This is a genomic window from Streptomyces sp. MMG1121, from assembly GCF_001280015.1.
In the GTDB taxonomy this organism is placed as follows: Bacteria; Actinomycetota; Actinomycetes; order Streptomycetales; family Streptomycetaceae; genus Streptomyces.
In genome coordinates this window covers 37450-52670 of record NZ_LGDV01000190.1, presented here as the reverse complement: position 1 = coordinate 52670, position 15221 = coordinate 37450, and the positions used below count along the sequence as shown (strand labels likewise).

The 15221-nt window shown below is 69.5% G+C and carries 15 protein-coding genes and 1 riboswitch; of the genes, 7 read left to right on the top strand and 8 right to left on the bottom strand.

What is annotated here, in order from left to right; translation table 11 throughout:
- Positions 1 to 70: 70 nt before the first annotated feature.
- A complete protein-coding gene (locus ADK64_RS19725; RefSeq protein WP_078992729.1) occupies positions 71 to 703 on the top strand; it encodes an HAD family hydrolase in 633 nt (210 codons plus the stop codon).
- 324 nt (positions 704 to 1027) lie between these two features.
- Positions 1028 to 2485 (top strand): globin domain-containing protein, encoded by a 1458-nt coding sequence (locus ADK64_RS19720; RefSeq protein ID WP_199829654.1) that lies wholly within the window; start codon positions 1028 to 1030, stop codon positions 2483 to 2485.
- Positions 2486 to 2490: 5 nt separating this feature from the next.
- On the opposite strand, the gene ADK64_RS19715 is transcribed toward ADK64_RS19720, so the two are convergent.
- The 5 genes from ADK64_RS19715 to ADK64_RS19695 form a co-directional block, all read right to left on the bottom strand.
- Positions 2491 to 2973: an NUDIX domain-containing protein gene (locus ADK64_RS19715; RefSeq protein ID WP_053660775.1), complete on the bottom strand. Its 483-nt coding sequence runs from the start codon at positions 2971 to 2973 to the stop codon at positions 2491 to 2493.
- 134 nt (positions 2974 to 3107) lie between these two features.
- Positions 3108 to 4013, bottom strand: a complete 906-nt coding sequence (locus ADK64_RS19710; RefSeq protein ID WP_053660773.1) for a LysR family transcriptional regulator — start codon at positions 4011 to 4013, stop codon at positions 3108 to 3110.
- A 233-nt stretch (positions 4014 to 4246) separates the two neighbouring features.
- Positions 4247 to 5395: a cystathionine gamma-lyase gene (locus tag ADK64_RS19705; RefSeq protein WP_053660771.1), complete on the bottom strand. Its 1149-nt coding sequence runs from the start codon at positions 5393 to 5395 to the stop codon at positions 4247 to 4249.
- Complete coding sequence (locus ADK64_RS19700; protein ID WP_053660770.1) at positions 5392 to 5883, bottom strand: low molecular weight protein-tyrosine-phosphatase; 492 nt, start codon at positions 5881 to 5883, stop codon at positions 5392 to 5394. The genes ADK64_RS19705 and ADK64_RS19700 overlap by 4 nt, the downstream gene beginning before the upstream one ends.
- A gap of 7 nt (positions 5884 to 5890) precedes the next feature.
- Positions 5891 to 6268 (bottom strand): phage holin family protein, encoded by a 378-nt coding sequence (locus ADK64_RS19695; RefSeq protein ID WP_053660768.1) that lies wholly within the window; start codon positions 6266 to 6268, stop codon positions 5891 to 5893.
- Positions 6269 to 6327: 59 nt separating this feature from the next.
- Between ADK64_RS19695 and ADK64_RS19690 the strand changes: the two genes are divergently transcribed.
- The 4 genes from ADK64_RS19690 (at position 6328) to ADK64_RS19675 (ending at position 8840) form a co-directional block, all read left to right on the top strand.
- The gene (locus tag ADK64_RS19690) at positions 6328 to 6645 is read left to right on the top strand and encodes a cupin domain-containing protein (RefSeq protein WP_053660766.1); all 318 of its coding nucleotides are present in this window, start codon (positions 6328 to 6330) and stop codon (positions 6643 to 6645) included.
- A gap of 177 nt (positions 6646 to 6822) precedes the next feature.
- Positions 6823 to 7035, top strand: a complete 213-nt coding sequence (locus ADK64_RS19685; RefSeq protein ID WP_053660764.1) for a DUF5326 family protein — start codon at positions 6823 to 6825, stop codon at positions 7033 to 7035.
- Between the two features lie 554 nt (positions 7036 to 7589).
- Entirely contained in the window at positions 7590 to 8303 is a 714-nt protein-coding gene (locus tag ADK64_RS19680; RefSeq protein WP_053661194.1) for an IclR family transcriptional regulator, read from the top strand.
- Positions 8304 to 8402: 99 nt separating this feature from the next.
- On the top strand, positions 8403 to 8840 hold the full coding sequence (locus ADK64_RS19675; protein WP_053660762.1) for an SsgA family sporulation/cell division regulator: 438 nt from the start codon (positions 8403 to 8405) through the stop codon (positions 8838 to 8840).
- Between the two features lie 182 nt (positions 8841 to 9022).
- On the opposite strand, the gene ADK64_RS19670 is transcribed toward ADK64_RS19675, so the two are convergent.
- Entirely contained in the window at positions 9023 to 10522 is a 1500-nt protein-coding gene (locus ADK64_RS19670; protein ID WP_053661193.1) for a YibE/F family protein, read from the bottom strand.
- 80 nt (positions 10523 to 10602) lie between these two features.
- Positions 10603 to 10780, top strand: a riboswitch (TPP riboswitch).
- On the opposite strand from ADK64_RS19670, the gene thiC reads away from it, so the two are divergent.
- Positions 10773 to 12557, top strand: coding sequence for a phosphomethylpyrimidine synthase ThiC (gene thiC, locus ADK64_RS19665; RefSeq protein ID WP_053660760.1), 1785 nt, complete (start codon positions 10773 to 10775; stop codon positions 12555 to 12557). Its footprint overlaps the riboswitch before it by 8 nt.
- A gap of 277 nt (positions 12558 to 12834) precedes the next feature.
- Here thiC and ADK64_RS19660 read toward each other — a convergent pair whose 3' ends face one another.
- Positions 12835 to 13710, bottom strand: a complete 876-nt coding sequence (locus ADK64_RS19660) for a hypothetical protein (protein ID WP_053660758.1) — start codon at positions 13708 to 13710, stop codon at positions 12835 to 12837.
- A 181-nt stretch (positions 13711 to 13891) separates the two neighbouring features.
- Positions 13892 to 14971 carry a metallophosphoesterase gene (locus tag ADK64_RS19655; RefSeq protein WP_053660756.1) on the bottom strand — a complete coding sequence of 360 codons (1080 nt, stop codon included), beginning with the start codon at positions 14969 to 14971 and terminating at the stop codon, positions 13892 to 13894.
- Between the last annotated feature and the right edge of the window lie 250 nt (positions 14972 to 15221).

Below are 15221 nucleotides of genomic sequence, written 5' to 3'. Positions count from 1 at the left end.
CAAAAGCACCGCCCGCGGTCGGCCCGGGGGTGTTTCACGTGAAACATCGGCAGCCGGTTAGCCTCGGGCCATGGCGAGACTTCATCTGTTCGATCTCGACGGCACGCTGCTGCACGGCACCACCGCCCCGGTGGAGATCTCGCGCCAGCTGGGACTGGAGGCGGAGACCGTGGCGCTGGACCGGGCGATCGCCGAGGGGCGGATCGGTCCGCCGGAGTATGCGGCGCAGGTGTACGACCTGTGGGGCGATCTGACCGAGGCGCATGTCAGGGCCGCGTTCGAGGCGGCGCCCTGGCTGGCCCGGATCCGCGAGGTCTGGGCGGAGATCAGAAACGTGGGCGAGTACTGCGCGGTGGTGTCCCTCTCGCCGTCCTTCTTCGTGGAACGCCTTCTCGACTGGGGCGCTCATGCGGCCCATGGATCACGTTTTCCCGCCGTGCCGTTCACCGAGCCGGTCGATCCGTCCGGGGTACTCAGTGCGGCGGCCAAGGTCACCATCGCGGACCGGCTCTGCGTGGAGTTCGGCGTGGCACGGACGGACTGCGTGGCGTACGGCGACTCGTCGTCGGACAAGGATCTGTTTGCTGCAGTGCCGGTCTCCGTGGCGGTCAACGCGGACGCTCACCTGGCCGGACTCGCAACCCACGCCTACTCGGGGCGGGATCTGTGGGATGCCTATGAATTGGTCACCGGCGCCCGGTAGTTGACGGACCTCACGGTTGGCCTTCTTGCCCGATTCGTGAGGGAAGAAGGGGGGACTTGTGCGCACGGCGACGGCCGGTAGGGTCGAGTCCGGTTCACGTCCGGGATCGAGTGCGCGTATCCCGTGTGGGCCGAGAGCAGGGTCCGGAGCCTCACGGGACGCGGAGATCGGACACTCGCGTTTCCGGATACGCGACCGTGGCAGCCATCGGGATGGGACGCTGCGGGGAGAGTGCTACGGCTGACTGTCCGCCGGGGGAAAGCATGCATCTTCCCAGGGGAGGTGCGCAGACCGACCGCAAGACGTTCGAGGCGAGGGCACACCATGGACGCTCCGACCACCACGTCGGGGGAGAACGGCACGTCCGGCGGGGGCGGCTGGTTCACGCCGCGCAAGGCGTCATCGGCTCCGCCGCCAGACGGTGACCAGGAGACGCCCGAGGGGCACCGGCCTCCGGTGCTGCGGCCGGTGGGCCGACCCGGTCCGCCGGGCACCACACGGTCCCCGGCGGACACTCCTGGCCCTCAGCAGACGCAGGCTGCCGCCCAGCTGGCCCCTGGCACCCTCACCGTGGACGCCCCTGAGCGACCAGCGGACGTACCCGTCTCGCAGCCGGTGGACGCACAGCGCGTACCGGAACAGCGGTCGGCGCCGGTCGTCGAGGAGGGGTCCCCGGACGCCATCCTCATCCGCCGCACGATGGCCGAGATAGGCCCGGTCGCCGACAAGGTCACCTCCTACTTCTACGCGCTGCTCTTCGTCCGCCACCCCGATCTGCGCCCACTGTTCCCGGCCGCGATGGACGCCCAACGGGACCGTCTGCTGAAGGCGCTGCTCACGGCGGCCGAGCATCTGGACAACACCGCGGTTCTCGTCGACTATCTGCAACATCTTGGCCGGGGCCACCGCAAGTACGGGACGCGTGCGGAGCACTATCCGGCCGTGGGGGAATGTCTGATCGGCGCGTTGAGCAGATATGCCGCCGCCAGCTGGAGCCCGGAGACCGAGGCCGCCTGGGTGCGGGCGTACACGACGATCTCCCAGGTCATGATCGACGCGGCCGCGGCGGACGAACTGCGGTCCCCGGCCTGGTGGCAGGCCGAGGTGGTCACGCACGACCTCAGGACCCCTGACGTCGCGGTCCTCACCGTCCGCCCGGACCAGCCCTATCCCTTCCTGGCGGGCCAGTACACGAGCGTGGAGACACCGTGGTGGCCGCGGGTGTGGCGGCACTACTCCTTCGCCTCGGCGCCCCGCTCGGACGGTCTGCTGGCGTTCCATGTGAAGGCCGTTCCGGCCGGCTGGGTCTCCAACGCGCTGGTCCACCGTGCCCGCCCCGGGGACGTCATACGTCTCGGCCCCCCGGCCGGCTCGATGACGGTCGACCACACCAGCGACAGCGGACTGCTCTGCCTGGGCGGCGGCACCGGCATAGCGCCCATCAAGGCCCTGGTCGAGGACGTCGCCGAGCGCGGAGTGCGCCGACCGGTCGAGGTGTTCTACGGCGCCCGCACCGACCACGACCTGTACGACATCGACACCATGCTCAGGCTCCAGCAAGCCCACCCATGGCTCTCGGTCCGGGCGATCATCGACCAGCTGGCCCATCTCCAGCTTCCCGACGCCATAAGGGAGTACGGCCCCTGGAACGAGTACGACGCCTACCTCTCCGGGCCGCCCGGAATGATCCGCAGCGGTGTCGACGCGCTGCGGGGCGTCGGTGTCCCGTCGAGCCGTATACGGCATGACTCGGTGGAGGAGCTGATCGTCGTCGGGAGCTGAGCGCGCTATCCGAGGTCGGGTGCGTGCATGGCCCGTACGCCCTCGATGTTGCCGTCCAGGTAGTGACGCAGCGAGAGCGGCACGAGGTGGACGGAGGCGATGCCGACGCGGGTGAACGGGACGCGGACGATCTCGTACTCACCGGCGGGCTCGTCCACTTCGGGACCGTGCCGCAGCGACGGGTCCATGGACTCCAGGCGACAGACGAAGAAGTGCTGCACCTTCACGCCGGTCGCGCCGCCGTCCTCACCGATGTGCTCCACGGTGTCCACGAAACACGGCACGACATCGGTGATCTTGGCGCCGAGTTCCTCGTACACCTCGCGGTGCAGGGCGTCCACGACGGTCGGATCCCCGGGTTCGACCCCGCCACCGGGAGTGACCCAGTAGGGATCGACACCGGGCTTGGTGCGCTTGATCAGGATCAGGTCGTCACCGTCCAGGAGAACGGCACGGGCGGTGCGCTTGACCACGGGTCGGACGGTCATGGGAGAAATGTGGCCCACCTGGTTCCACGTGAAACATCGCGACACGCCACCGTACGACCGCGGTGTGTGTGACCCCTGGCAAAGGGCCGTGCACACCCCTGGCAAAGGGGCCCACAGATCCGCTGACAGGCAGGTCAGTCCCAGGCAGTGGCCGCCCGTTGGAGCCACTCGTGAGCCCGCGCCACATGGGGCATGGCGAGGGTGCCGGTGCGCACCACCAGGAAGTACGTGCGCAGCGGAGGCACCGCCGGTTCGTGCAGCGACACGATCGTCCCGTGGCCGAGGGCCGGGGCACACAGATAGCGGGGCAGCACCGCCAGTCCGGCACCGGCGATCGTACAGGCCAGCACGGCCCGCAGATCCGGGACGATGACCGCGCCCGAGGCGGCCGGTCGGGAGTCGAAGACGGAGGCCCAGTAGTGCGAGACCAGGGGCAGTGACTCGTGCACCTCGACGACGGGCAGGTTCTCCAGCGCCGGAGCCCCCTTCAGGCGCAGTTCCTCCGCACCGATCCGTTCCACCCAACGGGGGGCGGCGACCAGCACGTGTTCCTCGTCGCAGAGCGGAGTCGCGGTGAGCAGAGCACCGCGCGGCCGGGCCGTACTGATGGCCAGATCATGGTGTCCGGCAGCCAGGCCCTCCAGTGCTTCCTCGGCCGTGCCGAAGGAGGCGCGCAGGGCGAATCCCTGGCCGTCGTCGCCGGTCAGCTCCGTGAGAGCGGGCAGGGCGCGTTCGGCCGTGAACTCGGGTGGGCCGGCGAGGTGCAAGGTTCTCAGCGAGGAGTCGTCGTCCAGACCGCTCTCGGCTATCTCCACCAGGGCATCGAGGTGGGGCGCGGCCTTGTGCGCGAGTTCGTCGCCGATGGTCGTCGGGGTCACCCCGCGCGCCTGCCGCAGGAAGAGCGGCTTTCCCAGCTGGCGTTCCAGGGTGCGGATCTGCGAGGTGACGGCGGGCTGGGAGAGGCCGAGCAAGGCGGCGGCGCGGGTGAAGGAGCCGGCCCGGTGCACGGTGACGAAGGTGCGCAGCAAGGCCAGATCCACGGTTTCCCCTCCCCTGTCCCTGCCTTCCTCCGGCACCCAGGCAGGCACCAACTATAAATAAGTCGATAGGGCGCTGTCGCTAACGTGATTGGACACTGACACAGAGTCAACTAGCCTTGTTCGCGCGGTTCTTCGCGCGCGGAACCGTAGACGGTCCGAGCCACGAGGGGGGAGGCTCGGACCGTCGCCGCATCCGGATGCCGCGCGCTGTCAGGGCGCGGACGCGCGGTGGCTCAGTCGGCGGACTCGTCCAGAGCGCGCAGCACGTCCGCGATCAGGTCCTCCGGGTCCTCGGCGCCTACGGACATCCGGATGAAGCCCTCCGGCACGTCGTCCCCGCCCCATCGGCGACGACGCTCGGCCGTCGAACGCACCCCGCCGAAGCTCGTCGCGTCCTCCACCAGCCGCAGGGCCTTGAGGAAACGCTCGGCACGCGCGCGCGTGGGCAGCATGAAGGAGACGACGCAGCCGTAGCGGCGCATCTGCTGCGTGGCGACCTCGTGCGAGGGGTCGTCGGGCAGCCCGGGGTGGCGCAGAGCGGACACCTCGGGCCGCTGCCGCAGGGCCTCGGCGACCGCGAGGGCGGTGGCGTTCTGCCGGTCGACGCGCAACTGGAGCGTCGCGATGGACCGGTGCGCGAGCCAAGCCTCCATGGGCCCCGAGATAGCTCCGACGATCTTGCGCCAGCGGCCTACGGCGGCCATCGCCTCGGCGTCCCGCCCGGCGACGTAACCGAGGAGCACGTCTCCGTGCCCGGTGAGCTGCTTGGTGCCGCTGGCCACGGAGAAGTCGGCGCCCAGCTCCAGCGGGCGCTGCCCGAGCGGGGTGGCGAGAGTGTTGTCGACGGCCACCAGGGTGCCCTGCGCGTGGGCCGCCGCCACCAGCCGTCGGATGTCGCACACGTCCAGCCCCGGGTTCGACGGGGACTCGATCCACAGCAGCCGGGCGCCGTCGAGGACCTCCAGCTGCCCGTCACCGCCGGTGGGCGCCGTGCGCACCTCGATGCCGTACGCCTCCAACTGGGCGCGGACCAGCGGCAGCACCTGGTAGCCGTCGGAGGGCAGCACGACCGCGTCGCCGGCGCGGAGCTGGGAGAACAGCACGGAGGAGATCGCCGCCATGCCGGAGGCGAAGACCAGCGTCTCGACGTCGTCCCGTCCGGGCGCCTCCAGTTCGCCGATGGCCCGTTCCAGCAGCGTCCAGGTCGGGTTCTCGTCACGGCCGTACCGGTACGGGCCCGTCGCCTCGCCGGGCAGGTGGAAGTGCGCCGCGAACACCGGTCCGGGCAGGGTAGGTTCATGCTTGACCGGCTCGGGCAGTCCGGCGCGCACCGCGCGCGTGCCGTCGCCGGCCGGGCCCGCGCCCCTGGTGGCGTCGCTCACGCGGCCCGTCCTTCCAGCTGCTCCTGCACCGCGGCGAGCAGACCGGCGCTCGCCGCTTCCACCATCTCAAGGCACTCCTCGAAGCCGCCGCGTCGTCCGTAGTACGGATCCGGTACGTCGAGGTCGTCGCCGGCGGCGGGGTCGTAGGAGCGCAGCAGGTGGACCTTGCGGGCGTCCTCCTCGGTGGGGGCGAGGCGGCGCAGGGCCTTGAGGTGGCCGGTGTCGAGGGCTATCACGAGGTCGAGGCGGCCGAACCAGGACGGCTGGAACTGGCGCGCGACGTGCTCGCTGTCGTAGCCGTGCTCCTCGAGCACCGAGGCGGTGCGCGGGTCGGCGGGGTCGTCCTCGTGCCAGCCGCCCGTACCGGCGCTGTCGGCCTTCACCCGGTCCTCTAGCCCGGCCTCCGCCACGCGCGCGCGGAAGACGGATTCGGCCATCGGCGAGCGGCAGATGTTGCCGGTGCACACGAAACAGACGCGGTAGGTCATGGCGCGCTCAGTCCTCGTCGGGCAGGACGACGTGCAGCGCCCAGGAGACGACGGAGATGATCAGACCGCCCAGGACGGCCGTCCAGAAGCCCTCCACGTGGAAGCTCAGGGAGAGCTTGTCGCACACCCAGGAGGTCAGCAGCAGCATCAGCGCGTTCACGACCAGCGTGATCAGGCCCAGGGTCAGAATGAACAACGGGAAGGTGAGCACCTTCACGATCGGCTTGACCAGCCAGTTCACCAAGCCGAAGATCAGTGCGACCACGATCAGGGTGCCGGCCTTCTTGGCTGTGTTGTCACCGGTCAGGGTGATCTTGTCCAGCAGCCATACGGCGACCGCGAGGGCGCCTGCGTTGGCGATCGTCTTGACTACGAAATTCTTCATGTGTCTGATCGTGGCAGACCGGAACGGAACCGAGCAGTGAGGCGAGGGCGACAGCGGCGATGAAGGCATTCCGACTGGACGAACTGGAGGCGGAGCGCGCCGCCAACGAGGGGGCCTACCTTCAGTTCCTGCGGGAGCGGAACATGTCGGTCGGTCTGTACGCGCTCAACGCGGGCGAGCACGACCCGCAGAAGCCGCACAACCAGGACGAGGTGTACTTCGTGGTGAGCGGCCGAGCGTCGATCACGGTCGGCCCGGAGACGACCGAGGTGGCGCGGGGCAGTGTCGTGTACGTGCCGGCCGGGGTTGCCCACAGGTTCCACCACATCAGCGAGGACCTGAGGGTTCTCGTCGTCTTCTCTCCGCCCGAGGCGTGAGACCCGACCCCGGGGTTCCCTAGGGGACGGGTCAGGGGAGGACAAGGGACGAGAGGCCCCCGCGAGACCGCCTCGCGGCTCTAGCATCGAATGCGGAACATCAACGACGTACGAAAACGCAGTCGTACGACTACCCAGACGTACGACTGCAATACGACAACGCAAAGGACAAAGGCGATGCGAGAGATCTTCGCGGAACTGCCCTGGTGGGTGAAGTGGGTCGCGGTGCCGGTCATCGCCCTGGTCGTGTTCGGCAGCCTGATAGCGACCGTCGTCGGATTCGTGATCGGCCTGCTGTTCAAGGCTCTGATCTTCGTCGCGCTGGTCGGCGGACTGATCTATATCGTGCGCAAGTTCCTGTCGAACTCTTCGTCGCGCAGCGACTGGTGACGGAATGCGGGGACTGGTGACCGAGTCACGCGATCACCGGTCCCGGCCAGGGGATCAGAGGTTCCCTCGGGGGAGGGAAGTTTCCCCGTGAGGCCGTCTGCGCGCGGCGGCAGAGGGTTAGAGTCCGGAACTCCCCGCGGGGTCCGGCCCCGTGGGCGGCGCAGACCCCTCCGTGCTCTTCCCGGCACGGGCTGCCCATCGCGCTCCGGGAGTAACCCTTGGCCACGGTTGACGCCGCACCGGCAGATCCCCACGCACCCGCCACCCCACCGCGCTCCTGCGCGCCTCCCACGCGGCACCCGTCCGCCGTAGCCGTCCCCGGCCAACCGCAGTCGGCGGACGTCTCGGCCCACCCCCACGCTGCGGAGGCCCCCGCCACCCCCTACTCCGCGGACGTCTCCAGACACCCGCACCCTGACGAGGTTTCAGGCCAGCCGCGTTCCACGGACGCTTCCGGCCGGCCTCTGTCCCCGGCCCTGCTCGCCCAGCCGGACCCCGTGAACGCCCCGGGGCCGGCGGGCGCCGCGACGCTCATCGGATCCGTTCAGCGCGCCATGCGCCTGCTGGAGACCGTCGCCGCGCATGTCTACGGCGCCCCCGCCAAGCAGCTGGCCCGCGAGACCGGCCTTGCCCTGCCCACGACCTACCATCTGCTGCGCACCCTGGTCCACGAGGGCTATCTGCGCCGTGAGAAAGGGCTGTTCTTCCTCGGTGACGCGGCCGAGCGGCTCGGCAGCAGCGGAGCACAGCAGAAACGTCGCAGCGCGGTGGTGGACCTGCTGGCGCACTGGCGCGATTCCATCGGTGTGCCGGTGTACTACGCGATGTACCGGGACGGCGAGATCGAGGTCGTGTGCGTCTCCGACAGCCCTGAGACCCCCGCGGTCGAGGAGTGGGCGGACTTCAGGGCGACCGGCCACGCGCACGCCATCGGGCAGTGCCTGCTGTCCCAGCTGGACGAGAGCGCCCGCCGTGACCATCTCGCCCGCTACCCCGTGCAGCCCGTCACGCCGTACACGGTGCGTGACAACGATGCTCTGCTGCGTCGGCTGGCCCGGCTGCAGCGCATGGAGCCGGTGGTGGAGCGCCAGGAGTACGCGCTCGGGACGGTGTGTGCGGCGGTCCCGATCACGATCGGCACCACCGTGGCCACGATGGCCATGTCAATGCCCGCCCACCAGGCCGACCGGCTGCTGCCCGCGGCCCGTCGGCTACAGGCCGAGATCGGGCGCCACCTGGGATACCTCATGCTCTCTATCAGTATCTGAAAACTTACTCCTTGTAATGTGCTGAGTACTTTCAGCAAGATTTGACCACGCTTAGAGGGATCAATCCCAGCCAGTCGATGTCCTATGACGGGGTAGACGATGCGCGAGTCCGTACAGGCAGAAGTCATGATGAGCTTTCTTGTCTCGGAGGAGCTCTCCTTCCGCATTCCGGTGGAGTTGCGCTATGAGACCACTGATCCTTATGCCGTGCGGCTCACCTTTCACCTGCCCGGTGATGCACCGGTGACCTGGGCCTTCGGTCGCGAGTTGCTGATCGATGGCGTCGGCCGGCCGTGCGGGGAAGGGGATGTGCATATCGCCCCCGCCGATTCCGAGGTGCTCGGTGAGGTTCTGATCAGGCTTAAGGTCGGCGGTGACCAGGCGCTGTTCCGCTCGTCGGCGCCGCCGCTCGTGGCCTTCCTGGACCGTACGGACAAGCTTGTGCCGCTCGGCCAGGAGGGTGCGCTCGCCGATTTCGACACGCATCTGGAAGAGGCCCTGGACCGCATCCTGGCCGAGGAACAGAGCGCCGGCTGAAGCGTTACGGCACGAGGCGCCGAGTGCTCCACACGCCGTCTGGAGCTGTGCAGTAACGCTTCTGCGCGGGGTGGCGGACAGGCTGCGCAGGACGTAGGGCATCGCGCAACGGCCGCTTCCGCCTCATCACTTCAGCCGCACTCCCATCCTTCAGTCGCCCTCCCACCGCTTCGGCCGACGCTTCACCGCTTCCGCCGCCGTCCTCGGCCGCCGCGTGCCGGGACGGGCTGGGCGCCGATGTGGGCCGGGGCATCCGGTCCGGGCCGGTCGGCGGAGACCACCAGCGCGGCGAGCGCGGTGGTGACCGGGACACAGGCGACCAGGCCGATCGAGCCCACCAGCGTGCGTACGATCTCCTCGGCCACCAGCTCGCTGTTGGCCACGGTCCCGACACTGCTCTGCGCGATCGAGAACAGCAGCAGCAGCGGCAGTGCCGCGCCGGCGTAGGCGAGGACGAGGGTGTTGACCACGGAGGCGATGTGGTCACGGCCGATACGGATGCCCGCCCGGTACAGCCCGCGCCAGCCCATCGAGGGGTTGGCCTCGTGCAGTTCCCAGACGGCCGAGGTCTGCGTCACGGTCACGTCGTCCAGGACACCGAGCGAGCCGATGATGACGCCTGCGAGCAGCAGACCGCTCATGTCGATCGACGGATACAGGCCGTGGATCAGGCCCGTGTTGTCGTCCGTGTTGCCGGTCAGCGCGGCCCAGCCGATGAACAGCGAGCCGAGCGCGCCGATCAGCGACAGCGAGATCAGCGTGCCGAGGACCGCCACCGACGTACGGGCGGACAGGCCGTGGCACATGTACAGGGCGATCAGCATGATGGCGCTCGCCCCGACCACCGCCACGAGCAGCGGGTTCGACCCCTGCAGGACGGCGGGCAGGATGAACAGGGTCAGCACGAGGAAGCTCACCGTCAGTGCGACCAGCGCCATGACACCGCGCAGCCGGCCCACCACCACGACGGCGAGTGCGAAGATTCCCGCCAGCAGGTACATGGGGAACTGCCGGTTCACATCGGCCACCGAGTACTGCAGATCCTTCGGCGCCGAGGGTTCGTAGGCGACGACGACCTTCTCGCCCTGATGCAGCTGCCGCGGCTGGTCCGGCTGCACGATCTCGGTGAACGTACGGCCCTTGTCCTTGCCGGTGTCGACCCGGACGGTGGCCTTCTTGCACGCTCCGTTCGCCTGTTGCTGCGCCGAGCTGCCCTCGGCGGTGGAGGTGTCGCCGGTCGGCGTCTCGCCGGAGGCGTTCACCGACTTGCAGCTCACCTCGACGACCTGGGCGACCGTGGCCTGCTGGGTCTGCCGGTCGAAGCCGACGCCGGTGCGTTTGTGGGGCGGGGCTCCCCCGGGCCAGAGCACCACCAGACCGACGACGACCGCCGCGGTGAACGGGATCAGGATCGCGGCGATGACCTTGCGCAGGTGCTTGGAGACGGGGGCGGCAGGCCCATGACTGTGACTGTGGCCGTGCGAGTGGCCCGGCCCACGCCCGCCCTGCCCACGCCCGCCCTGCCGGTGCCCGTGGTCGTGATGCTGGCCGTCGTCCCCGCCAGGACCCCGCTCAGGGGTGTGCCCGGTGCCCGGCATGGCCGCGGTGTGGCCGTGGCCGGCACCCTGCGCTGAGCCGTCCGGGCGGCGCGGCTCGGGCGGCTGGTACGGGTACTGCTCCATCCTGGTCACCGCCAGATCATCGCAAGAACGGCAGGGGCCCACTGTTCAGCACGCCACATATGACGCTAGCGTGGAGGCACCTTTGCACACGCGGGAGCTCGGAGCACCGGGCTGAGAGGGCGCTGACCTCCGTATACGCGATGTTTCACGTGGAACGAAGCCTGTTTCACGGGAAACATCGACCGACGGGATCCGCTGCGTCGACCGCCGAACCTGTTACCGGGTAATGCCGGCGTAGGGAGTAGGTCTCATGACCAACAAGGACGCACGCACGCCTGTCTCCGCTCAGGGCGAGAAGACCCAGGAGACCGGGAAGTCCATCGGCTGGCACAAGGCGTATGTCGAGGGCTCGCGCCCCGACCTGCGCGTGCCGGTTCGCCAGGTGCACCTCACCAACGGCCAGTCGGTCACGCTGTACGACACGTCGGGCCCGTACACCGATCCACTCGTCGACACCGACGTCCGCAGGGGCCTGCCGCCGCTGCGGGAGAACTGGATCATCGCCCGCGGCGACACCGAGGAGTACGCGGGCCGTCCCGCCCGTCCCGAGGACGACGGGATCAAGCACACCTCGCCGCGCGGCGGGCTGCGCAACCTGGACGCGGTCTTCCCCGGACGGCCGCGCCAGCCGCGCCGGGGCCGCGGCAGCGAGGCGGTGACGCAGCTCGCGTACGCGCGGCGGGGCGAGATCACGCCGGAGATGGAGTACGTGGCCATCCGGGAGAACGTTTCCCCCGAAGTGGTCCGAGAGGAGATCGCGGCGGGCCGTGCGGTGCTGCCGGCCAACGTCAACCACCCGGAGATCGAGCCGATGATCATCGGCAAGCGGTTCCTGGTGAAGGTCAACGCCAACATCGGCAACTCCGCGGTGACCTCCTCCATCGAGGAGGAGGTGGAGAAGATGACCTGGGCGACCCGCTGGGGCGCCGACACCGTCATGGACCTGTCCACCGGCCGCAACATCCACACGACCCGCGAGTGGGTGCTGCGCAACTCCCCTGTCCCTATCGGCACGGTTCCGCTCTACCAGGCTCTGGAGAAGGTCGACGGCAAGGCCGAGGAACTGACCTGGGAGATCTACAAGGACACGGTCATCGAGCAGGCCGAGCAGGGCGTGGACTACATGACCGTCCACGCGGGCGTACGGCTCGCGTACGTGCCGCTCACCGCCAACCGCAAGACCGGCATCGTCTCGCGCGGCGGCTCGATCATGGCCGCGTGGTGCCTGGCGCACCACAAGGAGTCGTTCCTGTACGAGAACTTCGAGGAACTGTGCGAGATCCTCGCCGCCTACGACGTCACGTACTCGCTGGGCGACGGCCTGCGGCCGGGGTCGATCGCGGACGCCAACGACGAGGCCCAGTTCGCCGAGTTGCGCACGCTCGGGGAACTCAACAGCATCGCCAAGCGTTTCAACGTACAGACCATGATCGAGGGCCCCGGGCACGTCCCGATGCACAAGATCAAGGAGAACATCGACCTTCAGCAGGAGATCTGCGATGAAGCTCCGTTCTATACGCTCGGCCCGCTGACCACGGACGTCGCGCCGGCGTACGACCACATCACCTCCGGCATCGGCGCCGCGATGATCGCCTGGTGGGGCACGGCGATGCTCTGCTACGTCACGCCCAAGGAGCACCTGGGCTTGCCCAACCGGGACGACGTCAAGACCGGCGTCATCACCTACAAGATCGCGGCCCACGCGGCCGACCTCGCCAAGGGGCACCCGGGCGCGCAGGATTGGGACGACGCGCTGTCCGACGCTCGCTTCGAGTTCCGGTGGGAGGACCAGTTCAACCTCGCTCTGGACCCGGACACGGCACGGGAGTTCCACGATGAGACCCTGCCGGCCGAGCCCGCCAAGACGGCGCACTTCTGTTCCATGTGCGGGCCGAAGTTCTGCAGCATGAAGATCTCGCAGGACATCCGCCGTGAACACGGCGGCAGCCGGGGCGAGATCGAGGAGGGCATGGCCCAGAAGTCGAAGGAGTTCGCGGCGAGCGGCAACAGGGTGTACCTGCCGATCGCCGACTGACGGCTCTCCTGGGCGGTGCTCACCTGTGGGTGGGCGTGAGCACCGCCCACGGCCGCGCTCACAGGTGTTCGGGGACCTGCCGCCCAGGCCCCGGCCCGTTGTCACAGACGGACTCCACGGTGTGCTCCGATGCGTGCAGGGCCTGGAGCCGCGGGCTCTGTAAATCGACGGCGAGGGTGCGGCTGACCGCCATGGCGGTGCCGACGTACGGACCCGTCGGCCGCCCGGTCGGGCCCGCGCCGGTAGGGGCGCGAGCCGTGTCCGGGCCGCCGCGGGGTCACTCGGGCCGATGCTCAGGGCCGCCGAAGTCCGGGCTCGTGTAGTCCGGGCTGGTGAACCTCGGGCGGTCGGACTCCGAGCCGTTGTCGGGGCTGCTGAAGCCGGGGCGGTCGTAGCCCAGGCGCGGCATCCGGCCGGTCGAGCTGGGCGGGGTCGTGCGGAGCCGCGCAGGGGCGGGTCCGGGCTCGGCGAGTGCCTCGCGCAGAAACGGCAGGATGCCGCGCTCCAGCAGGGCGTCGCGCCAGGCCGCTCTGGCCCTGTCCAGTTCCTGGTGCGCCGCGTCGAGCGCCTGGGCCTGCGCCGAACTGCCGTTGCGCAGGGCGGTGAGGAGCAGCCCGACGGCGGCGACGAGGACCGCGGCTGCGGTCACCGCGCCGAACACCCAGCCGGCCGTGAGCATGGTGCCGGCGAAGGCCTGTTCCGGGTTCAGTGTCTTCAGGATGTAGCCGATGAGCAGGAAGATCGCCGCGGCGGTTCCGGAGAGGACGGGCGCCAGCACGGCGACGACCGCGATGGCGCCCGCGCCGGAGCTCTCGGCCGCTTCGCCGAGAGTGGTGGCGAGGTCGGCCGCAGCCGGACCCGGACCCGGATCCGCGGCACCGGAACCGGAATCGCCCGAGGTCACAGGGGCCATCGCCGGATGGCGCAGCTCCTCGCGGGCCTGGACGTAGTGCTGGTATTCGGCCGCGGCGGCCGCCGTGATCAGGGCGGTGGCGTTGAGCGCCATGGTGCGCAGCTGTTCGGGGTTGAGCCGCTGTCCGACGGCGGCCAGTTCCGGTCGGTGTGGTGCGGAGCGCAGCGCCTCATCGAGGAGCCGCTCGAATTCCTGGCGGTCCTCGCTCTGCAGGTACTGCGGAACGCTGTTCATGTGCATCCCCCGATGCTCCGTAGGGCTTGGGGCTCGCACGCCGGCGAGCCGTCGGGCAGAAACGGAGGGGAGCCTGCTACGGATAAGCCGATGGTAGAGCCGTGACGGTACGCGGTGACAGGGGGTTGCGGAAATTGCGTTCCGGCCTGCGCGTACTGCGTCCGGAGGACGCCTTCCCGGGGAACGTTCAGTTATCCAGAGGAAGTTGCCGGACCAGTAGCTTTCCGGCCATGGTCACTCCGCCGTCCATGGCGATGGCGAGCCCGTCGGCGTACACGTGCGGCCCCTCCACGACCGGGCCGCTGCCCTCCTCGCCCTCCTCGGAGCCGACCTCGCCGAGGAGATAGGGAATCGGACTGTGGCCGTGAACGATGCGGGTGCCGCCGTACGTATCGAGAAGGGAACGGACGGCGTCTGCACCACCCTCGTCACGGAAGGAGAAGCGCTTGGTGAACTTGCGGAACAGATCCCAGCACTCGTCCGCGTCATTGCGGGTGAGGGTCTCGCGGACGGTGTCGTTGACCGCCTCGATGGAGTCGCCGTAGTCGAGATAGACGGTGGTGTCCGAGTGCACGAGCAGATAGCCGTCGACCTCCTCGACGGCGTCGAGACGTGCCATCCACTGCAGGTGATGGTCCTGGAGGCGGTCCATGTCGGTCTTCTGGCCGCCGTTGAGCAGCCAGGCCGCCTGGAAGGTGGCGGTGCCCGCGCCGGAGTTGACGGGCGTGTCGCCGAACCGCTTGGCGCCGAGCAGCAGTAGTTCGTGGTTGCCCATGAGGGCCTTGCAGTAGCCGCCGGCCGCGGCGGCCTCGGCGGACAGGCGCATCACCAGGTCGATGACGCCGATGCCGTCGGGCCCGCGGTCGGTGAAGTCGCCGAGGAACCACAGCCGGGCGGTGCCCGCGCACCACTGGCCCGATTCGTCGATGAGTCCCTGCTCCCGCAGGGCGGTCACCAGTTCGTCGAGGTACCCGTGGACGTCCCCGACGACGAACAGCGCCCCGGGGCCGGCCGCGGGCTGCGGCGTCGGCGGCGCGGGAGCCGGTTCGACGGGTACCTGGACCGTGTCGGTCCGCTTGATGACCGGAAGGTCGCGCTGTGTGGGCGTGTAGTCCTCGGGGTACGCCTCGTCGGCGGGCGGCGCGGTGTCGCCCGGCTGGGCTGTGCCGACGTACGGACCGGTCTCGTGGACGTACGCCGGTACCCGGAAGTCGCGCAGCGTCGCCGTCCGCTCCACCTCGGGTCCCTGACCGGCCCCCTGAGTCATCAGACCCCTCCACCATCGCGCCGCAGCTGCACCGCTTCGGACTGCCTGGTCGCAGCGGTCCGCGGTGTCGTGGGCCCATCATAGGAATGCGCGTCGCGCCGTGTGATGACCCAGGGGTGGTGAATCGGAACAACACTCCAGTTCACCGCGGCTTTCGCCCCGTTTCGGCAGGTGTTCGGCCCGCTTCGAGCCGACCGGACGCCCGGTCGACCGTCCGTCGGCCCACCGGGTCCCCGTCACCGACTCCCGA